The sequence below is a fragment of the Catellatospora chokoriensis genome (assembly GCF_011297315.1).
Lineage (GTDB): Bacteria > Actinomycetota > Actinomycetes > Mycobacteriales > Micromonosporaceae > Catellatospora > Catellatospora citrea.
In genome coordinates this window covers 314127-340786 of sequence record NZ_JAAOTI010000005.1, presented here as the reverse complement: position 1 = coordinate 340786, position 26660 = coordinate 314127, and the positions used below count along the sequence as shown (strand labels likewise).

The 26660-nt window shown below is 72.0% G+C and carries 25 protein-coding genes; 10 read left to right on the top strand and 15 right to left on the bottom strand.

Annotated elements, in window-relative coordinates; all coding sequences use genetic code 11:
- Positions 1-220 precede the first annotated feature (220 nt).
- Complete coding sequence (locus HAV39_RS10770) at positions 221-1654, top strand: tetratricopeptide repeat protein (RefSeq protein ID WP_223124407.1); 1434 nt, start codon at positions 221-223, stop codon at positions 1652-1654.
- Between the two features lie 54 nt (positions 1655-1708).
- On the opposite strand, the gene HAV39_RS10765 is transcribed toward HAV39_RS10770, so the two are convergent.
- Positions 1709-1942, bottom strand: a complete 234-nt coding sequence (locus HAV39_RS10765) for a hypothetical protein (protein WP_191839017.1) — start codon at positions 1940-1942, stop codon at positions 1709-1711.
- Positions 1939-2127 carry a hypothetical protein gene (locus HAV39_RS10760; protein ID WP_191839016.1) on the bottom strand — a complete coding sequence of 63 codons (189 nt, stop codon included), beginning with the start codon at positions 2125-2127 and terminating at the stop codon, positions 1939-1941. The genes HAV39_RS10765 and HAV39_RS10760 overlap by 4 nt, the downstream gene beginning before the upstream one ends.
- 258 nt (positions 2128-2385) lie before the next feature.
- Here HAV39_RS10760 and HAV39_RS10755 point away from each other — a divergent pair, with 258 nt between their 5' ends.
- On the top strand, positions 2386-2940 hold the full coding sequence (locus HAV39_RS10755; RefSeq protein ID WP_191839015.1) for an XRE family transcriptional regulator: 555 nt from the start codon (positions 2386-2388) through the stop codon (positions 2938-2940).
- A gap of 280 nt (positions 2941-3220) precedes the next feature.
- Here HAV39_RS10755 and HAV39_RS10750 read toward each other — a convergent pair whose 3' ends face one another.
- Positions 3221-3583, bottom strand: coding sequence for a hypothetical protein (locus tag HAV39_RS10750; protein ID WP_191839014.1), 363 nt, complete (start codon positions 3581-3583; stop codon positions 3221-3223).
- 177 nt (positions 3584-3760) lie between these two features.
- Here HAV39_RS10750 and HAV39_RS10745 point away from each other — a divergent pair, with 177 nt between their 5' ends.
- The gene (locus tag HAV39_RS10745) at positions 3761-4510 is read left to right on the top strand and encodes a MerR family transcriptional regulator (RefSeq protein WP_191839013.1); all 750 of its coding nucleotides are present in this window, start codon (positions 3761-3763) and stop codon (positions 4508-4510) included.
- 22 nt (positions 4511-4532) lie between these two features.
- On the opposite strand, the gene HAV39_RS10740 is transcribed toward HAV39_RS10745, so the two are convergent.
- Entirely contained in the window at positions 4533-5306 is a 774-nt protein-coding gene (locus tag HAV39_RS10740; RefSeq protein ID WP_191839012.1) for a GNAT family N-acetyltransferase, read from the bottom strand.
- A 212-nt stretch (positions 5307-5518) separates the two neighbouring features.
- Here HAV39_RS10740 and HAV39_RS10735 point away from each other — a divergent pair, with 212 nt between their 5' ends.
- Complete coding sequence (locus HAV39_RS10735) at positions 5519-6148, top strand: hypothetical protein (protein WP_191839011.1); 630 nt, start codon at positions 5519-5521, stop codon at positions 6146-6148.
- 50 nt (positions 6149-6198) lie between these two features.
- On the opposite strand, the gene HAV39_RS10730 is transcribed toward HAV39_RS10735, so the two are convergent.
- Entirely contained in the window at positions 6199-6681 is a 483-nt protein-coding gene (locus tag HAV39_RS10730) for an RrF2 family transcriptional regulator (RefSeq protein ID WP_191839046.1), read from the bottom strand.
- A 93-nt stretch (positions 6682-6774) separates the two neighbouring features.
- Between HAV39_RS10730 and HAV39_RS10725 the strand changes: the two genes are divergently transcribed.
- From HAV39_RS10725 to HAV39_RS10710, 4 genes are all read left to right on the top strand, one after another.
- Entirely contained in the window at positions 6775-7530 is a 756-nt protein-coding gene (locus tag HAV39_RS10725; protein ID WP_191839010.1) for an SDR family oxidoreductase, read from the top strand.
- 82 nt (positions 7531-7612) lie between these two features.
- Positions 7613-8374: an SDR family NAD(P)-dependent oxidoreductase gene (locus HAV39_RS10720; RefSeq protein WP_191839009.1), complete on the top strand. Its 762-nt coding sequence runs from the start codon at positions 7613-7615 to the stop codon at positions 8372-8374.
- A 13-nt stretch (positions 8375-8387) separates the two neighbouring features.
- A complete protein-coding gene (locus HAV39_RS10715) occupies positions 8388-9017 on the top strand; it encodes a cysteine hydrolase family protein (protein WP_191839008.1) in 630 nt (209 codons plus the stop codon).
- A 59-nt stretch (positions 9018-9076) separates the two neighbouring features.
- Positions 9077-10345 (top strand): WD40 repeat domain-containing protein, encoded by a 1269-nt coding sequence (locus HAV39_RS10710; protein WP_191839007.1) that lies wholly within the window; start codon positions 9077-9079, stop codon positions 10343-10345.
- 24 nt (positions 10346-10369) lie between these two features.
- Here HAV39_RS10710 and HAV39_RS10705 read toward each other — a convergent pair whose 3' ends face one another.
- The 3 genes from HAV39_RS10705 to HAV39_RS10695 form a co-directional block, all read right to left on the bottom strand.
- On the bottom strand, positions 10370-12553 hold the full coding sequence (locus tag HAV39_RS10705; RefSeq protein ID WP_191839006.1) for a COG1361 S-layer family protein: 2184 nt from the start codon (positions 12551-12553) through the stop codon (positions 10370-10372).
- Positions 12554-12691: 138 nt separating this feature from the next.
- Positions 12692-13162 (bottom strand): YdeI/OmpD-associated family protein, encoded by a 471-nt coding sequence (locus tag HAV39_RS10700; RefSeq protein WP_239120589.1) that lies wholly within the window; start codon positions 13160-13162, stop codon positions 12692-12694.
- A 121-nt stretch (positions 13163-13283) separates the two neighbouring features.
- The gene (locus tag HAV39_RS10695) at positions 13284-13553 is read right to left on the bottom strand and encodes a GlsB/YeaQ/YmgE family stress response membrane protein (protein ID WP_191839004.1); all 270 of its coding nucleotides are present in this window, start codon (positions 13551-13553) and stop codon (positions 13284-13286) included.
- Between the two features lie 197 nt (positions 13554-13750).
- On the opposite strand from HAV39_RS10695, the gene HAV39_RS10690 reads away from it, so the two are divergent.
- Positions 13751-14644, top strand: a complete 894-nt coding sequence (locus HAV39_RS10690; protein ID WP_191839003.1) for a hemerythrin domain-containing protein — start codon at positions 13751-13753, stop codon at positions 14642-14644.
- A gap of 64 nt (positions 14645-14708) precedes the next feature.
- Here HAV39_RS10690 and uvrA read toward each other — a convergent pair whose 3' ends face one another.
- The gene (uvrA, locus tag HAV39_RS10685; protein WP_191839002.1) at positions 14709-17240 is read right to left on the bottom strand and encodes an excinuclease ABC subunit UvrA; all 2532 of its coding nucleotides are present in this window, start codon (positions 17238-17240) and stop codon (positions 14709-14711) included.
- 124 nt (positions 17241-17364) lie between these two features.
- A complete protein-coding gene (ykgO, locus tag HAV39_RS10680) occupies positions 17365-17487 on the bottom strand; it encodes a type B 50S ribosomal protein L36 (RefSeq protein ID WP_120315119.1) in 123 nt (40 codons plus the stop codon).
- A 243-nt stretch (positions 17488-17730) separates the two neighbouring features.
- Here ykgO and HAV39_RS10675 point away from each other — a divergent pair, with 243 nt between their 5' ends.
- The gene (locus tag HAV39_RS10675; RefSeq protein WP_191839045.1) at positions 17731-18168 is read left to right on the top strand and encodes a general stress protein; all 438 of its coding nucleotides are present in this window, start codon (positions 17731-17733) and stop codon (positions 18166-18168) included.
- 10 nt (positions 18169-18178) lie between these two features.
- Here the strand turns inward: HAV39_RS10675 and HAV39_RS10670 are convergent, their stop codons facing one another.
- From HAV39_RS10670 to HAV39_RS10650, 5 genes are all read right to left on the bottom strand, one after another.
- Positions 18179-20080 (bottom strand): sensor domain-containing diguanylate cyclase, encoded by a 1902-nt coding sequence (locus HAV39_RS10670; RefSeq protein WP_191839001.1) that lies wholly within the window; start codon positions 20078-20080, stop codon positions 18179-18181.
- 227 nt (positions 20081-20307) lie between these two features.
- Entirely contained in the window at positions 20308-20820 is a 513-nt protein-coding gene (locus HAV39_RS10665; protein WP_191839000.1) for a methylated-DNA--[protein]-cysteine S-methyltransferase, read from the bottom strand.
- Positions 20821-20849: 29 nt separating this feature from the next.
- Positions 20850-21521 (bottom strand): maleylpyruvate isomerase family mycothiol-dependent enzyme, encoded by a 672-nt coding sequence (locus HAV39_RS10660; RefSeq protein WP_191838999.1) that lies wholly within the window; start codon positions 21519-21521, stop codon positions 20850-20852.
- Positions 21522-21629: 108 nt separating this feature from the next.
- Positions 21630-22274 carry a pyridoxine/pyridoxamine 5'-phosphate oxidase gene (locus HAV39_RS10655; RefSeq protein WP_191838998.1) on the bottom strand — a complete coding sequence of 215 codons (645 nt, stop codon included), beginning with the start codon at positions 22272-22274 and terminating at the stop codon, positions 21630-21632.
- A gap of 81 nt (positions 22275-22355) precedes the next feature.
- The gene (locus HAV39_RS10650) at positions 22356-26633 is read right to left on the bottom strand and encodes a bifunctional nitrate reductase/sulfite reductase flavoprotein subunit alpha (RefSeq protein ID WP_191838997.1); all 4278 of its coding nucleotides are present in this window, start codon (positions 26631-26633) and stop codon (positions 22356-22358) included.
- Positions 26634-26660: the final 27 nt, after the last annotated feature.

Sequence of the window (26660 nt, the reverse complement as noted above, 5' to 3'; positions counted from 1 at the left end):
GCTGTCCCCGGACGAGTACGAAGCCGCCTGGTACGCAAAGAACATCGATACACCCGACCCCGTGAACACCACCCTTGAGCAGGCCGTAGCCTGCTAGCCACCTCTCCGGATTATCGGGGGAACCTCAGTCATGGTCCATGGTGTGGTGCAGCGGGTGGTCCGTGACAGCCTCACCACCGAGCAGTTTGACGCTGTTGCACGTGTAGCAGCCGATGCGCTGTTGGAGGCATGGCCCGAGGTCGAACGTGACGGCGTGCTGGCCCAGCTGCTGCGCGCGAACACGGTGGTCCTCGCCGACCACGCCGGCGACGTGTTGTGGAAGCCTGAAGGTCACCCGGTGCATTTCCGGCTGGTGGCAAGCATCGGAAATGCGGGTCTGGTCACTGCCGCCGCAAGCCGTGCGGCAGACAGTTACGAGACCGCACGTCGTTTGCTCGGCCCCGACCACCCCGACACCCTCACCACCCGCAGCAACCTGGCTTACTGGCGGGGGCAGGCCGGAGACGCGGCGGGTGCGGCGGCAGCATTCGAGCAGCTGCTCACCGACCGGAGGCGGGTGCTCGGCCCCGACCACCCCGACACCCTCGCCAGCCGCAACGACCTGGCTTCCTGGCGGGGGCGTGCTGGCGACGCGGCAAGCGCGGCGGCCGCGTTCGAGCAGCTGCTCGAAGATCACCTTGGGATGCTCGGCCCCGACCACCCCGACACCCTCACCACCCGCAGCAACCTGGCATTCTGGCGGGGGCAGGCCGGGGACGCGGCGGGTGCGGCGGCAGCATTCGAGCAACTGCTCACCGACCGGATGCGGGTGCTCGGCCCCGACCACCCCGACACTCTCCGCGCCCGCAGCAACCTGGCTTCCTGGCGGGGTGAGGCCGGGGACGCGGCGGGTGCGGCGGCAGCATTCGAGCAACTACTCACCGACCGGATGCGGGTGCTCGGCCCCGACCACCCCGACACCCTCACCACCCGCAACAACCTCGCTTCCTGGCAGGGGCAGGCCGGAGACGCGGCGGGTGCGGCGACAGCATTCGAGCAACTGCTCACCGACCGGATGCGGGTGCTCGGCCCCGACCACCCCGACACCCTCGCCACCCGCAACAACCTCGCATTCTGGCGCGGCGAGGCCGGAGACGCGGCGGGTGCGGCGACAGCGTCCGAGCAACTGCTCGCCGATCACCTTCGGGTGCTCGGCCCCGACCACCCCGTCACCCTCGCCACCCGCAACAACCTCGCTTATTGGCAGGGCGAGGCCGGAGACGCGGCGGGTGCGGCGGCAGCATTCGAGCAACTGCTCACCGACCGGATACGGGTGCTCGGCCCCGACCACCCCGACACCCTCGCCACCCGCAACAACCTCGCTTCCTGGCAGGGCGAGGCCGGAGACGCGGCGGGTGCGGCGACAGCATTCGAGCAACTGCTCACCGACCGGATACGGGTGCTCGGCCCCGACCACCCCGACACCCTCACCACCCGCAACAACCTCGCTTCCTGGCAGGGCGAGGCCGGAGACGCGGCGGGTGCGGCGACAGCATTCGAGCAACTACTCACCGACCGGATACGGGTACACGGCCCCGACCACCCCGACACCCTCACCACCCGCAACAACCTCGCTTATTGGCGGGATGAAGCAGGCGAGAGTCCCGCGAGCTAGAACGTCGGTCGCGATCGCCGGCGACGTGCTCGCTGACCATGACGGTCGAACGGTTCAACCCTGTGCCCGCCGCACACGCAGCAGAATCTGAGCCGGCTGTATGCCGAGACGCGTCCCCGCGTGCCGGCCCGTTGTCACCTCGACAATCGGCCAGCCAAGTACGGTCACGCCCACGATCGAGCCAACGGCATCACGATCCAGATTCAGTGCGATCGGGTCCATTGCGACGGTGTCGCCGAGCCGGACCGCGCTTCCATCGGCGGCAAACCAGAAGGCCGGGCTACTCATCTGTGCTCACCGACGTCGCCACGGAGGAAGTCCACGACTGTGCGCAGCACTCCCGTCGAGGCGGTCCACCCGTGCGCCGCGTTGAACTCAGCGACGTCGTACCTCAGCCGTTCCGCGATGGTGAACTCGGCGGTGTCTTCATCAGCCCACGCCGGCAGGTTCGGCGATTCATCCCATCGAGCCATGCCAGAAATCGTCTGTCGCAGATGGAGACGTCAACACCACCGACGTGCCACGATTCGGGGACGTCTACGAAAGGTCCCGCGAGCGCTCGCAACGAGGCGCTGCGCTCCGCGCTCGGTTCCGCAGGGCTCACGACGGTCGACCTGGCGACGAGACTTGCCGTTGATCCGAAGACGGTCGAGCGGTGGGTGAGCAGAGGAAGGCTCCCGCACCCCCGGCACCGGATGAGAACAGCCGAGGTCTCGAGGGAGGATGTAGAGGTGTTGTGGCCCGATGCGGTCCGCCGCTCGGTGAAGCTCGACGCGGATCGAGAGATGATCGCGATGTATCCGCGCCGCCTGGACCTCCCCCGGTCGTTGTTCGGCGAGCTCATAGGTTCTGCCGAGCGTCGCCTGTGGTTCGGCGGATACACCTCCTACTTCGTCTGGCTCGACGTCGAGGGAGCAGGCCAGACGCTCGCAGCGAAGGTCGCGGCGGGTGCGGATGTGCGCTTCCTCCTCGGCGACCCGGACAGCGTCGTCACCCGGCATCGCGAAGGGATCGAGGCCACGCCGCTGACCGTTTCGACACGCATCGCCATGACACGCGCCGAGCTGAGCAAGCACGCAGTCGGGGCTCCCACCCGGCTGTCCGACCGCCACATCGCGATGTCGGTGTGGGTGTTCGACGACGACATGCTCGTCTCGACGCACATCGGCGACGGTCTGGGCCAGGACTCAGTCACCCTGCACCTGCGTCGGCAACAGTCCGGCGGCGCGTTCGACCGATACGCGGACCATTTCGAACAGCTTTGGGCCGTCGCACGCGACGAATGAGCAAGGGCTGCCAATCGCGATGACAGACCCTCCACCGAGCAGCGGCAAGCGTCGCGGAGGGTCACCGCGCGCCGGATCGGCGCCATTGCCAGGGCTTGTCGCCGTCGGCGACTCCAGCCACGCCTCGACCATGCCGGGCCGCCGTACTCGACCTCGGTCGGGAAGCCCTTGACTTTGACGTCATGCTTTGGGGTTGAGCAGGTCAACGCTTGAGCGGGGTGGCAAGACCTTGCCCGTGCCGTGGTTGCGTCAAGCCCCTCCCCACGGCGCGCGCTGAGAGCTAATCCAGGTCTGTTGGACAGTCCCACAAGACGGAAACAGTCGTGCACGGCTGGTAGCGCAGTTGCTTGTAGAAGTAGATGGCGGCCCGTCCCACAGGGCAAACGAGCAGGACGGTGATGATGCCGAAAGCGATGGCCGTACGACGCATGGACCAAGACACGCTGGTCAGACCCAGAGCTGCCGCACCAACCAGGGCCACTCCGCACAGCAACATTCCCAAGAACCCCTGCGCATGGATTTCGGCTGTGGATCTACCGCCCCTCATGGAGAACCCGGTGAAGAACCATATGCCGGCAAGCACGACACAGGAGAGCAACCAGGCGACCGTGAGCAACCCGAGATTACTTCTGCTTCTACGCACGGCGGTGACTATAGAGCCGCGCGCCAACCGGCCCTCCGGCCAGGCCGATCAAAGCACGCATAAATGGACGTACCAACTGAGCGAGCGTCCGAGAACACATTCAGCGTTGGCAGGTTGACTTTGACGTTACGTCAACTTCTACGGTGGGTTCACCGACGAGAACGGGGGGGCGCAACGGTGGAGTGGTCGATCCAGGATGTCGCACGGCTGGCCGGGACCACGAGCCGGACCCTGCGCCACTACGGCGAGTTGGGGCTGCTCACACCGAGCCGGGTGGGCGGCAACGGCTACCGCTACTTCGACCAGGACTGCCTGGTGCGCCTCCAACGGATCCTGCTGCTCCGCGAACTCGGCCTAGGCCTGCCGGCGATCGCCGAGGTGATCAACGGTGGGCCGCAGGACACCGCGGCTGCCCTGCACACCCACCTGGCACTGCTGGAACGGGAGCGCGAGCGCATCGGGCGCCAGATCGAGTCGGTGAAGACGACATTGCGCAAGACGGAGGAGGGCGAGCAGCTCATGGCAGAGGAAGTATTCGACGGCTTCGACCACACGCAGTACGAGCAGGAGGTGACCGAGCGTTGGGGACGCGAGGCCTACCAGCGGGCCGACCGGTGGTGGCGATCCCTCAGCGAGGCGGAGAAGGCGGCGTTCAAGCAGCAGCAACTCGACATCGCGAGGGACTTCGCACAGGCGCTGCTGGCCGGCAGGCCCGCCGACAGTGACGAGGTGCAGGCGATCACCCAGCGCCACTTCGACTGGCTGTCGATCTCGCCGAGGCCGACGAGGACCCACTTCGTCGGCCTGGGCGAGATGTACGTCGCCGACCCGCGCTTCACCGCGAACTACGACCGGCACGGCACGGGCACGGCGGTGCTAGTCCGTGACGCGATGAAGGTCTACGCGGAGCGGAACCTCGACGACTGAGAACTTGCGGGTCGGCAGGCGTTCAGCCGAGCGGCGGCAGGTCCACGGCGAGCACCCGGGCGCGCACCTGGAAGCCGACGCTGTCGTACAGCCGGCGGGCGTGGTTGCCGTCGGCGACCTCCAGGCCGAGTCGCGGCAGTCCGGCCGCGTGGGCCCCGTGCATCGCGTGCACCAGCAGCGCCCGGCCGAGCCCGTGGCTCTGCGCGGACGGCGCGACGCCCAGGTTGAGGATCCAGGCGCAGTCGTCCTCGGTCCACGGCACGGGCCCGGCGCACAGCACGTGTCCGGCGCTGCGCCCGTCGGGTCCGACGACCCGCGCCGAGGCCTCGGCCAGCGGCGGCACCGGTTCGCCCTGTTCGAACATCGCCCTGATCTGCTTGGTGTCGCTGTCCTGCCACCGACCGTCGGGGTGCTCGGGGCCGTACGCCGCGCCGAGTCCTTCGGCGAGGTCGTCGTCCCAGCCACCGGGCCGCAGCGACCAGCCGGCGGGCAGCGGCGGCAGCGGCGGGAGCTCGGCCAGGTCGTGGTGCATCTCCGTGGCGGCCCGGCGCAGCCGCAGGCCGCCGTCGACCAGTGCGCGGGCGAGCGCGTCGTCGGGCGTGGTCAGCCGGCGTCCGGCGAGGTCGCGGCGGGCCTGCGCGGCGACCTGGGCGAGGTCCACGCCGGGCACCGGCAGCACGCGCTCGGCGAGCGGGGTGCCGTCGTCCTCGCGCAGCCGCAGCCGGGCGAGCGGGGTGCCGTCGTCGGCGTGCAGCAGCGTGGTGACGGAGTCGGCGTACTCGGAGCGCAAGGGCATCCCGGAACCCTATCGTGTTGATCTTTGGCGCTCGGCCGGTAGCTGTCGCCGCCGGTGCAGCTCGCGGCCGGTGGGCGGCATCCCGTGTGATCCACCGCAGCTGCGGCCGCCGGGCTACCGGGGCGCACCAGTGGCTGTGCGCCGTCAAGGCGGGCCTCGCATCGGGCGATCGGGCGAGGTGAATAGTCCCAGGTCAGGCTATCGTCTCGCGGGTGGAAGCGATGTGGTGGCGGATCCCGCTGGGGTTCCTGGCCGTGGTGGGCGCCCCGGTGTACCTCTGGCACGTCTGGCGGGTGGTGCCGGCGCTGTGGCGGGGTGAGCACGAGGGTTCGCTGCCCGTCGGCCACGTGAGGATGTACGACGTCTTCCCGCGCAGCTACGTGACCGCGCTGCTGCCGCTCTCCGCGTTCGCCGGTTTCGTCCTGCTGCTCGGGGTGCAATTCGTGGTGGGCGCGTTGACCATCGCGCCCGCTAAGGGCGCCTTTCTCCTGATGGGCCTGACGGCGCCGCTGACCGTGCTGCACTGGGTCGTGAACGCGTACAACCGGCCGCGTGCGCTGGTGCCGCCGGCCTTCCGCGACCAGCTGGGCTGGGTCGACGTGCGGCGCCGGCGGCGGTCGAACCGCAGGGCCGGACGGCCGGACACCGACCACCTCGTCGAGATCCTCGACTTCGGCTCGCCCGGAACAGAATCGGTGGCGATCTGCACCGAGGCCGGTTGCCGATGGCGGGCAGTGCCGGACCGCCGCGCCCACGTGCCCGAGCTGAGCCTGCGGAACAAGGCCACTCGGCACAGCTCGCGGATCACCGTGGACACGATCCGACCGACCGCGGACGTCTGACCGCGGACGTCTGACCCGCGTTCGCCCCGGCGCGCGAGGCGGACGGCTGATCAGATCCTTCCTCCCGGCGCGCTGAGCCAGGCCCGTATGCCGTCGAAGGCGTGCGGGCCGCTGTCGTCGGTGATGGTGCGGGCGAGGTCGGCGATGGTCGTCTCGCGCAGCGCCGCCCGCCAGGCCTGATCGGCGGCGCCCATGGCGCGGGCGATGGGACACGGCTTGGTGCAGGCTTCGGCGGGGGTGGCCAGCGGGCCGCGCTGGCGGATCTCGGTGCACACGAAGGCGGGCCGCGCGCCGTCGACGGCCTCGACGACATCGAGCAGGGAAATGTCCTCGGGCGCCCTGGTCAGGACATAGCCGCCCGATTTGCCCTGGACGGAGCGGACCAGACCGGCCCGCGAGAGGTCCTGGAGCTGCTTGGCTAGATAGGTGCCGGAGACGTCGTGCAGCTCGGCCAGCCGCGACGCGGGCACGGGACGCTCCGCCGCGGTGAGGACCACGCAGCAGTGCAGGGCCCACTCGACGCCTGAGGACATTTTCACAATTCCAGTGTACCCGTTACTCGGACACAATCTGTCCGAGTACTGTCTCGGACAAGAAACATCCGAGTTTGCGGAGGAGAAAGCACCATGAAGATCGTCATCATCGGCGGCACCGGCCTCATCGGCAGCAACGTCGCCAAGCGGCTGCGCGCCGACGGCCACGACGTGTTCGCCGCCTCGCCCAGCACCGGGGTCGACACCATCACCGGAGCCGGCCTGGACGACGCGCTCAAGGGCGCGGACGTGGTCGTCGACGTGGCCAACGGGCCGAACTTCGAGGACAACGCGATCATGGAGTTCTTCCGGACCTCGACCGGCAACGTGATGGCTGCCGAGAAGAAGGCCGGCGTCGGCCACCACGTGGCCCTGTCGATCGTCGGCGCGGACCTCATCACGGACAGCGGCTACATGCGCGCCAAGGTCGCCCAGGAGGAGCTGATCAAGGCCGCGGGCGTGCCGTACACCATCGTGCGGGCGACCCAGTTCATGGAGTTCACCAGCGCGATCGCGCACGGCGGCACCCGCGGCGAGGCGATCCACCTGCCGCCGGCCGTGATGCAGCCGATCGCCGCCGACGACGTCGCCGCCGCCGTCGCCGCCGCGGCCGAGGCCGACGCGGTCAACGGCACCTACGACATCGCCGGCCCGGAGAAGATCACCCAGGACGACCTGGTGCGCAGGCTGCTCGCCGCCGAAGGCGACGACCGTCAGGTGATCACCGACCCCGAGGCGACCTACTTCGGCGCCGCGGTGGCCAACACCTCGCTGCTGGCGCCGGCCGGCGAGGCCCGCCTGGGCAAGACCGACTTCGCGACGTGGTTCGCCGGCCGCGACGCCGCCTGAGCGACTTCGTCGTGCGTACGCCGGTCCGTCCGGCGTACGCGCGGCGGCTCACCACCAGCACACCGTAAGGAGCCGACACCGCATGTCATCCACCGATCCATCCTTCGCCGACCGCGTCGTCATCGTCACCGGCGCGGGGTCAGGCATCGGGCGCGCCGCCGCGCTCGCGTTCGCCGAGCACGGGGCCCAGGTCCTGGGCGTCGGACGCCGCGCGCAGGCCCTCGAGGCCACCGCCCGCGAGCACCCGGCGGTCGTGCCGCTGGCCATCGACGTCCGGGCGCCGCACGCGGCCGACACCATCACCGCGGCCGCCACCGACCGGTGGGGACGGATCGACGTGCTGGTCAACAACGCGGGCGTCACCGCGCTGATGCCGCTGGCCGAAGCCACCGCCGAGCGCATCACGGACCTGTTCGAGGTCAACGTCACCGCGCCCAGCCTGCTCGCCCGCGCCGCCCTGCCGCAGCTGCGCGAGACCCGTGGCTCGATCGTCAACGTCTCCAGCACGTACGGCCGCCGGCCGCTACCCGGCGCGTCCCACTACGCCGCCACCAAGGCCGCCGTCGAGCAGCTCACCCGCAGCTGGGCGCTGGAACTGGCCCCCGCGGGCGTGCGCGTCAACGCGGTCGCGCCCGGGCCCACCGAGAGCGAGGCGCTCGGCGCGGCCGGCCTGTCCCCCGAGCTGCTCGCCCAGATCAAGAAGCAGGAGGCCGAACGCATCCCGCTCGGCCGGCGCGGCGAACCGCACGAGGTCGCCACCTGGATCCTGCGGCTGGCCGACCCCGACGCGGTCTGGCTCACCGGACAGATCCTGGCCGTCGACGGCGGCCTGGAACTCATCTGAGCGAGGAGGGACCATGACCGGCGACGACTACGCACCGGGACGCTGCGGGCTGCTGCTGATCGACACCGTGAACGAGGTGTTCGACCCCAAGGGCAAGGGCCACGCGCTGTACAAGGACGAGTTCGCCCGCATCGGCACCTTCGGCAACCTGCGCCGGCTGCTGGCCGGTGTCCGGGAACGCGACGTGCCCGTGTTCTTCTCCGGGATGTCCTACAGCAACGAGGAGTACACCCGCTGGGGCCGGCTGACTGGCATCCACCGGGCGATGTTCGACAACCGGCTCTTCGAGGCCGGCAGCTGGGCGACCGAGTTCCACCCCGAGCTGTCGCCGGGCCCCGGCGAGGTCGCGCTCGCGCCGCACAAGAACATCGACGTGTTCGCCAGCACCGACCTCGACGCGCAGCTGCGCCACCACGGGGTGGAGTTCTTCGCCGTCGCCGGGATGATCGGCACCATGTGCGTCGAGTCGACGGCCCGCGCCGCGATGGAACGCGGCTACCACGTGACGACGATCCCGGACGCCACCGCGTCCGACGCGGGGCCGGCCGCGTACGACGCCATGGTCGCGCGCTATCCGCTGTTCTCGCACGCGACCCGCACGGTCGACGAGTACCTGCGGGCGCTCGACGAGGCCCGCCGCTGATACGGTGCGTGCCGCAGCGCGGCGCGAGCGGGCGGCGCGCCTGACGGCGGAGGCGGCCCATGGACGACGGCGTGACCACTCTGGACACGGTCCTGGCCGGTGAGCCCTCGGCCGAGGCCTGGGCGGACGCCGTGCCGCTGCTCGAACGCGCGCACCTCGACGACCTGGCCGCCGCCCGCGCGCGGTTGCTCGACTGGCCCGCACGGTGCAGGCCGATGCCCGACGGCTGGTGGGACGAGCAGCGCGCGGGGCGGCACCGGCCGTGGCACCGGCTGGCGGCCTGGCGCGAACTCGGCGACCTCGACGACGTCCAGAGCGGCGGCACCCCGCGCTCGCCCGGCGAGGACGACTTCGCCAACTTCGGCGAGGGAGCCGTCGCGGTGGCGTGCCCGCCGGACCCGGCCTGGCTGGTGCTGTGCGCGGCGGCCGAGTGGCACCACAGCGGCGGCGACGTCGTGGTGTGGGGCACCGGCCCGCAGGTCCCCGGCCGGGTGCTGCTCGACGGCAGCGGCTTCCACGACGAGGCGCTGGACGTGCAGCTCAGCCCGGACGGCTCGGTCGCGGTCGCCTCGGTCGAGGGCCGCCTGCACGTCTGGCGGACACCCGACGGCAAGGCGCTGTGGCAGCTCGACCTCGGACCGGCGCGGGAGTCCGTCGACGACTTCGACATGGCCCTCATGACGGTCCGGATCGGGTTCAGCGGGGACGGCCGGCGCGTCGCGGCCGGATCCGTGGGGCGCGGGCTGCGGGTGATCGACCCCGCGACCGGCGAGGTCCTCGTCGAGCTGCAGGTCGACACCTGCGGGCCGGTGGCGCTCGACCACGCGGGCCGGCTGCTGGCCCACGCCGGCGAGGCGGGCGCGATCGTCGTACGCGACGCGGCCTCCGGCACGATCAGGTTCCACCACGACACCGAGCTGTCGGCCGTGAACGCGCTGGCCTTCGCCCCGGACGGCACCGGGCTGCTCGTCGCGGGCGGCACCCCGGACGATGCCCCGGCCGCGGTGCTGCTGACGCTCGACGGCGACCGGGTGGTGGACGGCCGCCTGGTCCGGCCGGAGGGCCTGCCGCCGGACCTGTCCGGGCAGTCGCCGCTCGCCGCGGTGTCCACGCGCTGCGTATGGGGCGGGCACGGACCCCTGGCGCTCGCCGTCGACGACGACGGCGCGGTGCTGTTCGACGCCGCGGGAAGTCTCCTGTGGACCGGACCCGCCGGGGCCGTCGGCGGCTTCTCCCCCGCCGGGGACCTGCTCGCCGTGCTCGGCGACACCGTCGGCGTGGTGCTGCTCGACGGGCTGAGGCCGACGCCTCCCGCCACGGATCGATGAGAGGCAGGAGGCGTCGGCCGAGCGTCAGTTCTTCTTCTTCCAGACGAAGAACCGGATGGTGCTCGTGTTGTTGTCGAGGTTCGGGTCGTCGGTCGTGCTCGACACCGTGGCGGTGTTGGTGAGCTCGCCCTCGGCACGCACCTTCAGCTTGATCGGGAACACCAGCGTGCCGCCCGCCGCCAGGCTGTCGGCGGTGCAGGTCACGACGTGGTCCTGCCCCGAGTCGTAGGTGCAGGCCGACGGCAGCGACTCCACCGCGACCTTGTCCGGACGCAGCGGCAGGGTGTCCAGCACCGTGATGTTCTGCGCGTCCGACGGGCCGAGGTTGCGGACCGTCACCGTGAGCAGCACGATCGTGCCCTTGTCCTTGTCCTTCTTGTCGCCGGACGTGACCGCGGTCTGCTCCTGCCAGGTCTGCGTCGCCGCGGCCTCGATCGCGAGGTCCGCGGAGGTCTCCACCGCGGTCTCCGTGGTGGCCGTGTTGTTCGTGTCGTCCGGATCGTCGGTCGTCGAGGACACCGTCACCGAGTTGAGCAGCGTCGTGCCGTCCGGCACGTCCGCGCCGACCGCCACCGTCAGCTTGACCGTCCGGCCCGGCGTGCCCACGCCGAGCGTGCCGAGCGTGCAGACGACCTCACCCGGCTCCTCCGCGGTGCACACGGCGTCGCCGCTGCTCTCCACGAACGTCGTGCCCGCGGGCAGCGTGTCCGTGAGGACGACGTTCTCCGCGTTCGACGGGCCGGCGTTGACGGCGACGATGGTGTACTTCAGCTGCTCGCCGGCCGTCACCGGGTCCGGCGAGTCGGTCTTGGTCACCGACAGGTCGGCCGACGCGGTCACGTCGGTGGGGACGCTGGCCCGGACGTCGTCGTTGTCCGGGTCGGCGGTGGCGCTGGACACGATGGCGTCGTTGAACAGGCGCGTGCCGGGCACCAGGTCCACGGCGACCCGGCCGACGACCTCGATGGTCGCGGTCCCGGTCGGGCCGCTGGCCAGGTTGCCCAGGCCGCACTCCAGCCTGCCGCCGTCGGGCTGGCCGTTGGTGCACGTGCCGACCGAGGGCGTCACCGAGACGAAGGCGACCCCGGCGGGCATGGTGTCGCGCACGACCACGTCGCGAGCCGTCGACGGGCCGTTGTTGGTCACCGTGATGGTGTAGGTGAGGGTGCCGCCCGCGTCGACGGTGGTGTTGCCGCTCTTCTCCAGGCTCAGGTCGGCCGAGCCGAGGAAGTCGACCCGGCCGGTCGCCTTGTTGTTGTCCTTGTCCGGGTCGGCGGTCGTGCTGCGTACCGTCGCGGTGTCGTTGATCTGGGTGACGTCCTCGGCGGTCACGACGACCCGCACCACACCCCGCGTCCCGGCCGCGATCGTGCCCAGCGTGCAGTTGAGGGTGAAGTCGCGGGTCGGCTCGGTCGGGATCGCCGAGCAGGTCCCCGGGCTCACCCGCACCCGGGACACCCGGAACGGCGCGGCGGAGGTGAGCACGTCGGTCAGTGTCACGTTCTGGGCGTCCGACGGGCCCAGGTTGTCGACGTAGATGTCGCAGTAGCCCTCGGCGCCGGCCGGAGCGGGCTCGTCGGGCTTGCACACCTTGCTGAGCGAGAGGTCGGCGGCGGTGCGGACCACGGTCGTCGTGGTGACGGTGCTGGGTGTCTCGTCGCCCCGCCCCGTGACGGTGGCCCGGTTGGTGAGCGTGAGACCGGCGAAGTTCGCCGGGACCCTGACCTGGATCACGAGCGGCACCGACTGAGTGGGCTCCAGCTGGCCCAGCACGCAGGTCAGCGTGCCGTTGTTGTTGGTGCACCCCGCCGAGTTGTTCAGCAGCTCGACGCCGGCGGGCAGGACGTCGGTGACGGTCACCTGGCCCGCGACGGTATCCCCGGTGTTGGTGACGGTGACCGTGTAGGTGAGCTCGTCGCCGGCGAGGACGGGGTCTGGCTCCCCCACCTTGGTGATGGTCAGGTTGGCTACGAGCGCCTGGTTCGACAGCGCCCGGCCGACGGCGCGGGTGGTGCCCGCGCCCTTGCTGATGATGTTCGCCGCGTGCGGCAGGGCGCGGGCCGGCACGGACCGGTCCGCTCCGGCACGCGGGCTGACGAGCGCCGGGCCTGACGGGCCGGCGGCCGCCGCGGCCGCTGGTGCGACCACCGCGAGTCCGCCGGCCATGGCCAGCGCGACCTGCGCGGTGAGAAGGCGTCTACGAGACAACGGTGTCCCCCTGTCCTGGTTGATCTGGGTGCGTCACCCAATTCATCAACGCGCCAGGGTCACTTTGCGTAAGGGCTTAACTACTTTAAGAAACCAGATGGTACGGGCAGTGCGCACCCGCCCGCTTCGCGCCCGGCCCTAACTCGACGGTCGTTCCTTGCGGCCCGCTTCCAGCAGCTCGATCATCTCGGCGATCCGCAACGGACGCTGCTCCGGGCGGCGCTTGGTGGCGTCGATCCACCGCAGATACGCCCGGCGGTAGAACTGGGCCAGCGAGTCGAAGAACGCCCCTGCCCGCGGATGGGCGTCGAGCGCCGCGGCCACGTCCTCGGCGAGGTCCGCGCGCTGCGGCCCCTCGGGCACGAGCTCGACCGCCACCGTCCCGCCGACCTGGACACCGCAGTCGCGTTGCCACGCCGGGCCCAGCGTGAAGCCGAACCCGTCCCCCACCGCCTCGACGACGCCCCGCACCCGCATCCCGCCGACGGTGCCGGCGACGTGGTGGCGCGGTTTGACTCCCCACACGGCATTCGGATCGAACGGCACCGGGACCACGACGCCACCTCGGGCGGCGGCGGCGACCACCGCATCGAAACGAACAGGTTCCACAGCATCCGATCCTCGCACCCGGCACGGCGGCCCCGGTAGACGCGCCGCCCGAATACCCTCGTCCGGCATGGAGCGGGCCCCGGACGACAAATCGTCCGGGGCCCGCCAGCCACCGCAGGGGTCAGACCGTGCCGCGGCCGCGCACGCCCGCGATCAGGGCCACGCCGAGCGCGGCCAGGCCGACCTGGAAGACGAGTTCGATCCAGTCGATGCCGTCCGTGACGGCGATGCCGACGGCCTGTGCGATCGCGGTGCCGAGGACGGCCGCGACGATGCCGACCACGATGGTCAGCCAGATCGGCAGGCTCTGACGACCGGGCACGACCAGGCGTCCGAGCGCGCCGACGACGAGTCCGACGATGATGGCCGAGATGATACCGGCGACGGTCATGGTGTGCTCCTCAATGCGTGAATCGGGGGTTCTCCGCGCCGCTTTGCTGCCCGGATCCGCGCCACGGCAAACCTTGCTCCGCGAGCGCGCACTCGGGAGGTGCCGAGGTTCGCCAACCCGGCCCGCAGCCATGCCGTTTCCATCAGGATGGACAGTGGCGCCACGGGGGTGGGGGTCGCAGAGGAAGGGACGACACGATGGCGGAGCACATGAGCAGCGACGGTTCGGCGGCCCGAGGGCACGACCACTCGGACATGGCGGGCGACATCGACACGATGACCGTCAGCCAACTCCGCGGCTGGCTCAAGGACCACGGGGTGACCGGGACGTCCGGCATGCGCAAGGAGGACCTGGTCAAGGCGGCGGTGAAGACGATGCGCTCCGACCAGGGCACGGCCTCACCGAACATCGCCACGGGCAAGAAGAGCACGGGCGCCTCGGGCAGCGCGGCCACCCACAAGACCGCCGCGAGCACGGGCAAGAAGACCGCCCACGCCACGGCGAGCCCGCGCGCCGACATCAGCTCCGGCCGGGCCGGCGAGACGGCCTGGGAGAGCCGCACGGACGACGTGATCGACCTGCTGCTGTCCCACCACGAGCAGATCAAGCAACTGTTCGGGCAGGTCGCACGGGCGCACGGGGAGCAGAAGCAGGCGGCCTGGCGGCAGTTGAAGGACCTGCTGGTGCTCCACGAGAGCATCGAGCAGCAGCTGGTCCACCCGCTGGTCGCGCGGCGGGTGCCCGACGGCGAGGACCTGATCGAGTCGCGGCTGCAGGAGGAGCAGCAGGCCATCGCGGACCTGTCCCGGCTGTACCAGATCGGCATCGACCACCCGCAGTTCGACGACGGTCTGATCGAGCTGCGCGACGCCGTCGTCGAGCACGCCGAGCTGGAGGAGGACGAGGAGTTCGGCTACCTGCGCGAGAACGTGCCGACCGAGCAGCTGATCGGCCTCGCCGCCGCGGCTCGCGCCGCCGAGCGGATCGCGAGCCGACCGCACGCGGACATGCCCGCGTCGGGCCCGCAGAACGGCTCCCCGGCGGCCATCGCCGACCGGGTGCGTGCCGCATTGCGCGATGCCGTGAAGTGAACCCGTCCGGCCGCAGCGCCCGCCGCGCACCTGACCGGCGGGCGCTGCGGCGTGGCCGGACCGGCTACGGCAATCGCCGCACGGGCAGCCTGCGGGCCAGGTAGCGGGCGGTGTGCCCGCCGGCTGCGGCGACCTGATCCGGGGTGCCCGCGGCGACGATCCGGCCGCCCGCGTCACCGCCGCCAGGCCCCAGATCGACGACCCAGTCCGCGGTCGCGACGACGCCCATCTCGTGCTCGACGACGATCACCGTGTTACCGGCGTCGACCAGGTCCTGCAACTGGCCCATCAGCAGTTCGACGTCGGCCGGGTGCAGGCCGGTGGTCGGCTCGTCCAGCAGGTAGAGGGTGTGCCCGCGGTGGGCGCGCTGCAGCTCGGTCGCGAGTTTGATGCGCTGCGCCTCACCGCCGGACAGTTCGGTGGCGGGCTGGCCGAGCCGCAGGTAGCCGAGGCCGACCTCGTGCAGGGTGCGCAGGCTGCGGGCGGCCGCGGGCACGTCGGCCAGGAAGCGCCCGGCCTGCTCGACGGTCATCGCCAGCACGTCGGCGATGGTGGCGCCGCGGTACGTGATCTCCAGCGTCTCCGGGTCGTAGCGGGCGCCGTGGCAGTCGGGGCAGGTGGCGTAGGTGCCCGGCAGGAAGATCAGCTCCACGGTGACGAAGCCCTCGCCCTGACACGTCGGGCAGCGGCCGGCCGGCACGTTGAACGAGAACCGCCCGGGGTCGTAGCCGCGGGCCCGCGCCTGCTCCGTGCCCGCGAAGACCTTGCGTACGGCATCGAACATGCCGGTGTAGGTGGCGAGGTTCGAGCGGGGCGTGCGGCCGATCGGCTTCTGGTCCACGCGTACCAGCCGGTCGAAGTGCTCCAGGCCGCGCACGTCGGCGGTGAGGACGTCCTGGTCGTCGACCGGCGCGACGGTCGGCTCCCCCTCGGGGTCGTCGTCGGGCTCCGCTGCCGCGACGCCGAGGTGGCGGGCGACGACCTCGGCCACCACCTGCGTGACCAGCGTCGACTTGCCGGACCCGGACACCCCGGTCACCGCGGTCAGCACCCCCAGCGGCAGGTCGGCGTCCAGGTCGCGCAGGTTGTGCCGGTTGACGCCACGCAGCCGCAGCCAGCCCGTGGGACGGCGCGGTTCGCGCCGCCGCGGGCGGGCTCCGCCGGGGAACAGGTAAGGGCGGGTGGCCGACTCGGCGGTGTCGCGCAGCCCGGCGACCGGTCCGCTGTAGACGATCCGCCCGCCGGCCTCGCCCGCGCCGGGCCCGACGTCGACGACCCAGTCCGCGCGGCGCACCACGTCCATGTCGTGCTCGACCACGAAGACGGAGTTGCCCGCGGCGCGCAGCTGGTCGAGGACCTGCAGGAGCGGCTCGGCGTCGGCGGGGTGCAGGCCGGCCGACGGCTCGTCGAGCACGTACACCACCCCGAACAGTCCCGAGCGCAGCTGGGTGGCGATCCGCAGCCGCTGCGCCTCGCCCGGCGACAGCGTCGGCGCGGGCCGGTTGAGCTGCAGGTAGCCGAGTCCCAGGCCGGTCAGCACGTCGATCCGTGCGGTCAGGTCGGCGGCGAGCGTGCGTGCGACCTCGGTGCGCTCCCCCGACAGCGACGACTCCCACGCCGGCTCCGGGTCGGCCAACTCCGCGGTGGGTCGCAGCACCTCGGCCAGCTCCGACAGCGGCAGCGCGACGAGTTCGGCGATGGTGCGCCCGGCGAACACGACCGCCAGCGCCTCCGGTCGCAGCCCGGTTCCGCCGCAGGTGGGGCACGGCCCGATCGTCACGAAGCGCAGCGCGCGGGCGCGGTTGCGCTCGCTCTTGGAGTCGGTCAGCGTGTGCATGATGTGCGACCGGGCGCTCCAGAACCGCCCGTTGTAGACGGCCTCGCCGCGGTCGCGGTGCGGATGCACCTCGACGACGGGCTGCTCGTCGGTGTAGAGGATCCAGTCCCGCTGCGCCTTCGGCAGCCGGTGCCAGGGCCGGTCCACGTCGACGCCGAGCGTGACGAGGATGTCGCGCAGATTGACGCTCTGCCACGCGCCGGGCCAGGCCGCGACCGCGCCCTCGCGGATGCTCAGCTTGGGGTCGGGCACCATGAGCCGTTCGGAGACCACGTGCGTGCGGCCCAGTCCGTGGCAGGTCGGGCACGCGCCCGCGACGGTGTTCGGGGAGAAGTCCTCGGCCTCCAGCCGCCGGGTGGTGCCGGCCGGGTAGGTGCCGGCGCGCGACAGCAGCAGCCGCAGCAGGTTCGACAGGGTGGTCAGCGTGCCCACGGTCGAGCGGGCCCCGCCCGAGCCGCGGCGCTGCTGCAGCGCGACCGCCGGGGGCAGCCCAGTGATCTCCTTGAGCTGCGGTGCGGGTAGCTGGTTGAGCAATCGGCGGGCGTACGGCGCGACCGACTCGAAGTACCGCCGCTGGGCCTCGGCGTAGATGGTCGCGAACGCCAGTGACGACTTGCCCGAGCCGGAGATGCCGGTGAACGCGACCAGGGCGTCACGTGGCAGGTCGACGTCCACGTCGCGCAGGTTGTGCACCCGCGCCCCGCGCACCCGGACGAACGGATCGTGAGCCGACGGGCTCGGCTGCCGCGTCCTGGGCACACTCGCCTCCCGGGGCGGATTCGGTCCCAGCCGAGCATATCGAGAAGATTGCCCACATTCTGGGCCTTCCCGGGTTGCCTGAACGCCCGGCGGCCACGTCGGCGGCCGCCGGGCGGTGCGCGGGTCAGCCCTGGCGGGTCTTCTGGCGCGGGTCGGCCTTATTGATCACGAAAACGGCGCCGTGGCGGCGCACCACGATCGAGTTCGGCCGGTTCTTGAGACTGCGTAGCGAGCTTCTGACCTTCATGTGGCACCTGCCCTTCTGGTTGCGCCTTCAACAACCGAGGCGGCCCGACAAGCATTCCCGCAGCTCAACCGTCCGCTAGCGCAAACCCGGCAAAACACCATGTTCAGGCGATGAGACGCGCGATGATCGGGATGAGCAGACACGGCCGAACAAGGGAGCATCATGAGCACGTCGTCCGCGGCGGGAGCCGGCGGTTTCGCTGGACAGCCGGTGCCCGTACAGCCCGTCGACCCCAGCCGGGCGATGGTCTCCGTCGCCACCTATCCGGAGTACGCCGACGCGCAGCGCGCGGTGGACTTCCTGTCCGACAACAAGTTCCCCGTCGAGCACAGCGCGATCGTCGGCACCAACCTGCGCATGGTGGAGCAGGTGCTCGGTCGCATGACCACCGGCCGGGCCACCCTGTACGGCGCGGGCGCCGGCGCCTGGTTCGGCCTGTTCATCGGCTTGCTCTTCGGCATCTTCGTGCCGACGAACTGGTTCGCCGTCGTGCTGACCGCGCTGGTGATCGGCGCGATCTGGGGCGCGATCTTCGGTGCGATCGCGCACGCGATGACCCGCGGCAAGCGCGACTTCACGTCCAGCCGCTCCCTGCAGGCGGGCGAGTACGCCGTCAGCGTCACCGCCGAGTACGCCGAGCAGGCACGGCAGCTGCTCGCCCGGCTCACCACGGCGAGCTGACCGCCAGGGTTCACCGCCAGGGCGCGGTTCCCCCGGCGGTGGCGTCCGGGCGCCCGACACCGGTCACCCGGGCATGCACCTGGATGCCCGAGCCGTCGCGCTTCGCCTCGTACATGGCGATGTCCGCGTCCCGGAGCAGGGCGTCGAACTCCGTGTCGGACCCGACCGCGACGCCGATGCTCGCCCGTGCCGACAGCCGGTGGCCGTCGATCATCGCGGGCTCGGCCAGCGCGTTCAGGATGCGGCGAGCGGTCGCGACCGCGCCCTCGGTGGTGGTCCCCGTCAGCAGGACCACGAACTCGTCGCCGCCGAGGCGGGCCACCGTGTCGGTCGGCCGGACGCACCGGCGCAGCCGATCGGCGACGGCGATCAGCAGCTGGTCGCCCACGGAGTGGCCCAGCTCGTCGTTGACCGACTTGAAGTCGTCGAGATCGAGCAGCAGCACCGCCTCCTGGCGCACCGGCTCGTGCCGCAGCTGCTGGACCTTCTCGTTCAGCAGGGCCCGGTTGGGCAGCCCGGTGAGCTCGTCGTGGGTGGCCTGGTGGCGCAGCAGGTCCTGCAGCGACCTGGCTTCGGTCACGTCGCGGATGTTGATGATGACACCGGCGACGTCGGGCTCCTGGAGCCGGTTGGTGGCCATGGCCTCGCCCCAGCGGAGGGAGCCGTCCGCGTGGTGCGCCCGAAGCTGCCGGCGCACGCTGCCCTCGGGGTCGGCGAGCACGTCGGCCAGCATTTTCTCGACGGCGGGCACGTCGTCGGGACGCAGCAGGCCGGTCAGCGGCCGGCCGACGGCGTGCCGGGGATCGACGCCGAGCAGGTCGCGCAGCGCGGGGCTGGCGTAGCGGACCACACCGTCGGCGTCGACGAGCAGGGTGAGGTCGGAGGCGTGCTGGACCAGGGACCGGAAGCGCTTCTCCTGATGGCGCATGCGGTCCATCAGTTGCGCGTTGTCGGCGAAGGCCAGGTTCTGGCGGCACATCACCAGCGTCACGACCGTGCCCGCGCCGATCACCATCCCCCAGCCGCGCAACGACAGCCCCGACCGCCACACCTCGGCCACCAGCATCAGCTGGGTCGCGGCGACGGCGAGGTAGGGCAGGCGGCTGTGCGCCGGACGCCGCCGCTTGGTCAGTCCGCTGGGCCTGGCCCCCATCTGCAGGTACTGCGCCCGTGCGGCGACGGCGAACAGCAGCGCCGAAGCCAGCTGGGCGGCGTTCAGCAGCCGGGCGTCGGACTCCTTCAGGTTGAGCAGGTGCAGCACCGACCACGCCCCGACCACCACACCTGCCGCCAGGGCCACTCCCGCCCCGGGCGTGAACGGCGCGCTGCCGCTGATCAGGAGCTTCACCGCCCCGAACGCCGCGAGCAGGGCCATGGCACTGGCCAGCACCGTGACGTACAGCCGTGCGGTGTTCAGCGGCGCCGAACCGCCGGGCACGCACAGATGCCAGGCCAGCATGACCAGCGCGACCATGATCGCGGCGACGTCCAGCCGCAGCCGGGCCCGGGCCCGGCAGGGCATGACCAGGGGGAAGGCGTACATGCCCCAGCCCAGGATCGCCACCCCGACGGCGACGAGCAGCGTCCACAGGATGACCGCGCGCTCGTTCTGCGGCGGGCGGGTGAGGCCGCCGAAGAGGGTGACCAGGTTGCCGACCGCGAAGACGAGGCCGGCGACGGCGATCCAGCGCCAGAACCGCCGTGCCGCCGGGGCCATCCGGCGCTTCGCGACGACCTGCCGGCACAGCCAGGCGAAAAGCAGCCACACCGCCGCCTGGACGGCGTCCACCACTCCGGCGGGCACCACGGCCAGCAGCAGCGCGCCGATCGACACGAGCGACACCGCCGCCAGCGCAGCGAGAACAGGGTCCAGGACTCGACCCCCGTGCCGCTGCGGCACGGATCCGTTCATCCGCAGCCCCCTACCGCCGCGTGGGCGTACGCATCATCAAGGGCCCGCCGGGCGGCGCGTCACGAACGACCGGATCGTCCGCCCGTTTTCGCCCGCGCGCTCCGGCGGCCGAGTGTGCCAGGTTTCTACGCTACGCGGCCTTGGGAGCCCGGTCAGACGCCTGCACGGAACGCCTGCGACCAGCCCGGGAACGGCGCGTCGGCACGGCTGGCCGCCGACGGCTCACGTCAGAACAGCCTGCCTGCCTTGACCTCGGCCGGCTCTTCCAGTTCGAGCAGGAACTGCTTGCGCTCCAGGCCCCCGGCGAACCCGGTGAGCCTGCCGTCGCTGCCCACCACCCGGTGGCACGGCACGATCACCGAGACCGGGTTGCGGCCCACGGCCTGCCCCACCCGCTGGGCCAGGGCCGGGTTGCCCAGCTCCGCCGCGAGCGCGCCGTAGGTGGTGGTGCCGCCGTGCGGGATCTCGCGCAGCAGCGCCCACACCCGCTGCTGGAAGTCGTCGCCGTGCAGCGCGACCGGCACGTCGAACGACGTACGCCGCCCGGCCAGGTATTCGGCCAGCTCCTCGGCCGTCCTGGTGAACAGCGCGTCGGCTGCCGCGTCGACGTACGGGCCGATCGCCTCGGGCTTCGGCGGGTACCAGTGACCCGGGAAGTACAGCCCGATCAGCTCGTCGCCGTCCGCGACGAACGTCAGCTCGCCGAGCCCCGTGTCGATCCGCGTGTGCCGCGCGCTCATGGCCCGCCCTCCCTGGTCGCCTCAGCCGATCATGTCACCGGCAACCGGCAGCGGTCTCGCAGGATTGCGACACCTGGCCCGTCGAGCTCGTCGCAGTACGCCTCGCGCCCGGTCATCGCCATCACCAGCGCCAGCGTCGGGCCGGACACCGGCTGCCCGGAGCCGGCGGCGAACGGGCCGTCGGTCGCGGCCAGCCGCAGCCCGCCGAGCCGCCCCTGGGCGAGCACGACCATGTCGGTGCCCTGGTAGTACTCGGCCAACCGGGTGAGCGTGTCGATCGGATACTCCCGGCGGATGCCCAGCGGCCGCCTGATGTCCTCGCCGTGCACGACCACCTCCCCGAGCACCGCCACGACGGGGATCGGCGCCTTGACGGTGCTCGTCACGACGCGGCGGAACCGGGCCAGCGTCTCGGCGGGGTCGGCGCCCAGCTGCTCGGCCAGGCGCAACGCCACCATCTTGTCGAAGTCGAACCGGCAGCGGATCACCCCGGCCATCCAGCGCACCGGGTTCAGGCTGGCCCCCGCGGTGAGGTGGGCCAGCACCTCGCGCACCGACAGCCCGGCGCACAGCGACGGCGTCGCCCACTGCGCGTCGGTGAGCGGCGCGAGGTCGTCAGCCAGGGCCGCCCGTTCGGCGTGGATCCGCGCCCAGGGCGGCGCTTCGGCTCGGTTGCGTACCCGGTCTCGGGACGGGGCCATCGGGGTCCTCCTACGGTCGGCAGCGCATTCCGGTCGAGGATGAGACTCCCGGAGGGACCCGCAATCGTCGCCGCCGCCCCTGATTCCCGCAACCCCCGGCCAGGGCGATCACGGCCACAGGCGCTCCGTGCGCCAGCCGTCGGCCGTGCGGCGGTAGCGGAGCCGGACGTGGCGCCGTTCGGCATCGGCCTGCCAGAACTCCACGCTCATCGGCTTGAGCAGGTACACCGTGTGGTGCTCGGCGACCAGCTGCGGATCGGCCTCCAGCCGGGCCTGCGCGGCCGACAGCTCGGCGGCGAGGTCGGCGGGATCGTGCAGGACCGTGCTCTGGCGTCCGATCAGGCTCGCCGTGCGCGAGCCGATCGGCCTGGCCAGGAAGTCCTGGGCGCTCACCTCGGGACCGGCCGGCTGGACCGGGCCGCGGACACGGATCTGCCGGCCCTGCTCGCGCCAGTAGAACCCGAGCGCGGCCTGCGGATTGACGCCGAGCTGAGCGCCCTTCGCGCTGATCGACTCGGTGGCGAAGTAGAGGCCCTCGGCGTCGAGGTCCTTCAGGATCAGCACCCGCAGATCCGGCAGGCCGTCCGGCCCGGCGGTGGCCAGGGTCATCGCGTGCGGCTCGGACACCCCGGCCGCGACGGCCTCGTGCAGCCAGGCGGCCAGCAGGTCGGCCGGGTCCGGCGCGGCGGCGTCCGGGTCGAAGGCGGGCAGAGGCTGGGCGAAGACCGGCAGCCCTCGGAGAAGATCACGCATGGACACGCCGCCATTCTCCCGGATCGCCCCCGGCCCGCACGCGACCAGGCCCTCAGCGGGCGAACAGCGCTGTGCGACCGGTCAGTACACGTCGCGAAGGTAGCGCCGGTCCGCCGCCAGCTGCTTGACGTACGCGGTGGCGGCGTCCGGGTCGAGGCGGCCGTGCACGGCCACGATCTCCCGCAACGCCGCGTCGACGTCCCTGGCCATCCGCCCGGCGTCGCCGCACACGTAGAAGTGCGCCCCGTCGCGCAGCCAGGCCCACAGCTGCGCGCCGTGCTCGCGCATGCGGTCCTGCACGTACACCTTGCTGCGCTGGTCCCGCGAGAAGGCCAGGTCGAGCCTGGTCAGCACGCCGTCGGCGGCGAGCTCGGCGAGTTCGTCGGCGTAGTAGAAGTCGGTGGCGCGGCGCTGCTCGCCGAAGAACAGCCAGTGGTGCCCGCGCGCGCCGGACGCGCGCCGCTGCTGCAGGAACGCCACGAACGGCGCGACGCCGGTGCCCGGACCGACCATGATCATGGGGGTGGCTCCGTCGGCGGGCGGCCGGAAGTGCGCCGTGCGCTGCAAGAACACCGGCACCGGCGTATCCGGTGCGGCGTCGGCGAGATATGACGAGCAGACGCCCTTGCGGGGCTGTCCACGGTGGTTGCCGAACCGCACCACCGACACGGTGAGGCTGACCCGGCGCGGGTCGAGCAGCGGTGACGAGGAGATCGAGTAGAGCCGAGGCTGCAGCCTCGGCAGGACCGCGACCCAGTCCGCCGCCGCGGCCCGTACGGCGTGCTCGGCCACGACGTCGACAGCCTGCCGGTCCCAGGTCCACTTCGCCAGCTCGCCCTTGTTGTCGGGCCGCAGCAGGGTCTTCAGGTGCGCGTCGTGGCCGCGCTCGGCGACGAAGCGCAGCAGGCCCGGGGTGACCCGGGTGATGTCGAGCCGCCGCAGCAGCGCCTCGGCCAGCGGCACCGGCCCGCCGACGTCGACGGACTGGTCCGGGTGCAGTCCCGTCACGGCGAGCCATTCGGCGACCAGGTCGGGGCAGTTGGTCGGCCATACGCCCAGGGCGTCCCCGGCCGCGTAGTCCAGCGCGCCCCCGCTCGTGTCGAAGGTGAACCGGCGTACCTCCTTGGCCGAGCCGTCCAGGCTGAGCAGCCGGTTGCCGGTCAGCACGGCCGTCATCGGCCTGGCCTTGGTCGGCGGGGCATCCAGCACGCCTGCCGTCGAGCCCCTGGCGCGGCCATCCGACCTGGCCGCAGCCGCGCCGCCGACGACCCTCCGATCGGCCGCCGACCGGCCCGGTGTGGAGGACATGTCCTGGTCGGACACGAGGGCCACGGCCGGGACCGCCATCGCGCCCGGCCCGGACATTGCGTCCCGACCCGGTGGCGCGGCGGCGTCCAGCGCGGCGACGACCTGGTCCAGCCAGGCCAGCGCGGCGTCGTCGTAGTCGGGCTCGCAGTCGACCCGCTCGGCCAGGCGCTGCCCGCCCAGCTCGCTGAGACGGCTGTCGAGACGGCGGCCGTGGCCGCAGAAGTCGGCGTAGGACGAGTCGCCGAGGGCCAGCACCGCGTAGCGGCGGCCGTCGAGCCGGGGCGCGTCGGGGCAGTCGAGGAAGTCCCAGAATCCGGCGCCGTTGTCCGGGGCGTCGCCGTCGCCGAACGTACTCGTGATCACGAGCAGGGCCGCCTCGCCCGCCGCCAGGTCGGTCGCGGGGCCGTCCATGCCGCGCAGCCGGGCCTGCCAGCCCGCCTCGGCCAGCCGCCGGGCGGCCGTCGCCGCCAACTCCTCGGCGTTGCCGGTCTGCGACGCCCACAGCACCTCCACCACCCGCGCATTCGGCGCGACCGGCGGAACCCGGTCGGCCACAGCCGGATGCGGCCGGTCGGCAACGGCCGGTTGACCGCCGGGAGCCGGGGTGCGGGCGAACCTGCCCGCCAGGAAGCCGTTGAGCCACCCGGCCTGATCGGCGTCGAAAGGGGCGTCGCCCGGCAGGCACGGCGCGGTCCCCGGAGCCGGTGGCGCAGCCGCGACGCCGGACAGGAACCCGGCCAGGTAGCGTCGCTGGGCCCGGCTGAACACGGGCGGGGCCAGGTCGTCGTCCGCCAGCAGCGCGCTCGCGGCTGCGTCGGGCAGTGGCAGGAGCCAGGCGTCCGACACTGCCTCGACCGCGCCGTCCCATGGCTGCCGCTGCTCCGCCGGTGCGGCCACCTTCGTCAGCGCGACGGCGCAGACCTTCAGCTCCGGCTGGAACGAGATCGGGTCGACGGCGTCGCTGGTCACGGCGTTGACACTCAGGTACTCGCCGTACAGGTCGTTCCAGTGGAACGGGGCGAAGCAGCTGCCGGGCAGCACCCGCTCGGTGACCACCGCCGGGAGCACGGCCCGGCCCCGGCGGGACGCGACCTCGACCGGGTCGCCGTCGCGCACGTCGAGGTCCGCGGCGTCCGCCGGGTGGATCTCCACGAAGGGCGCGGGATTGAGCTTGCCGAGCTTGGCGACCTTGCCGGTCTTCGTCATGGTGTGCCACTGGTGCTGCAGCCGGCCCGTGTTGAGCACGAACGGGTAGTCGTCGTCGGGCAGCTCCGCCGCGGGCAGGTGCGGCCGCGGGTGGAACACCGCCCGGCCGCTCGCCGTCGGGAACGTCAACCGCGGCCGGTCGCCGCCGGCGAGCTGCCCGTCGAGGTAGCGCACGGGGTTGCGGGCAGGCCCGTCCGGGGCCGCGGGCCACTGCACCGGGGTCTGCCGGAGCCGCTCGTAGGTGACGCCGCGCAGGTCGTATCCGGTCTGCGGGTTGGCGAACCGGCGCAGCTCGGCGAAGACCTCCTCGGCACTGGCGTAGTCGAACGCGTCGGCGTAGCCCATCTCGGTGGCGACCCGGGCGATGAGCTGCCAGTCCGGCAGCGCCTGGCCGGGCGGCGGCACGGCCGCGGACACCAGGGTCAGGTTGCGCTCCGAATTGATCATGATGCCGTCGGTCTCGGACCAGGTCGCCGCGGGCAGCACCACGTCGGCGTACGCGTTGGTCTCGGTCTCGGCGTACGCGTCCTGGGTGATGACCAGCTCGGCCGCCTCCAGCCCAGCGATGACCGTGCGCCGGTTGCCGACCGAGGCGACCGGATTGGTGCACATGATCCAGCACGCCTTGATCTGCCCGTCGGCCATCCGCGAGAACATCTCCACGGTGCCCTTGCCCACCTCGGTGCGCAGCGCGCCCGCAGGCAGGCCCCACTCCTGCTCGGTGAACTCCCGGTCGGCCGCGACCAGCACCGAGCGCTGCCCCGGCAGGCCCGGCCCCATGTACCCCATCTCCCGGCCGCCCATCGCGTTCGGCTGGCCGGTGAGCGAGAACGGCCCGCTGCCGGGCCGGCAGATCGCGCCGGTCGCCAGGTGCAGGTTGCACAGGGCGTTGGTGTTCCAGGTGCCGTGGGTGCTCTGGTTCAGCCCCATCGTCCAGCAGCTCATCCAGTTCGGGGCCGCGCCGATCAGCGCCGCGGCGGCCCGGATGTCCGCCTCCGGGATGCCGGTGATCCGGGCGACCGCCGCGGGCGGGTAGTCGGCCAGCAGCTCCGGCATCGCCGCCCAGCCCTCGGTGCTGTCGGCGATGAACCGCTCGTCGATGCCACCGGCCTCGACCAGCAGGTGCAGCAGGCCGTTGAGCAGCGCCAGGTCGGTGCCCGGCGTGATCTGCAGGAACAGGTCGGCCTTGTCGGCCGTGGCGGTGCGGCGCGGGTCGACCACGATCAGCTTCGCGCCGGCCCTGACCCGGTCCATCATCCGCAGGAACAGGATCGGGTGGCAGTCGGCCATGTTCGAGCCGATGACGAAGAACAGGTCCGCGTGGTCGAAGTCGTCGTACGACCCGGGCGGCCCGTCCGCGCCCAGCGACAGCTTGTAGCCGCTGCCCGCGCTGGCCATGCACAGCCGCGAGTTCGACTCGATCTGGTTGGTGCCGATGAAGCCCTTGGCGAGCTTGTTCGCCAGGTACTGCGCCTCCAGCGTCAGCTGGCCCGACACGTACAGCGCCACCGCGTCCGGGCCGTGCTCGTCGATGATCCGGCGCAGCCCCCGCGCGGTGCGGGTGATCGCCTCGTCCACACCCGCGTCCACCGGCTCGGCCCCGCGCACCGGCCGCACCCGCGCCGTCGCCAGGCGGCCCGGCGCGGCCAGCATCTCGGCGCTGGTCGCACCCTTGGTGCACAGCCTGCCGTGGTTGGCCGGGTGCTCGCGGTCCCCGGAGACCTTCAGCACGCGCCGACCGCCATCGGGGCCCTGCCCGATGTGGAGGATCATCCCGCAGCCGACGCCGCAGTACGAACACACTGTCCTGACCTGGGACGTCCCAGCACGGTCAGCGGACGCCATGCCTGTTCCTCCACGTGTCGGCGAAGG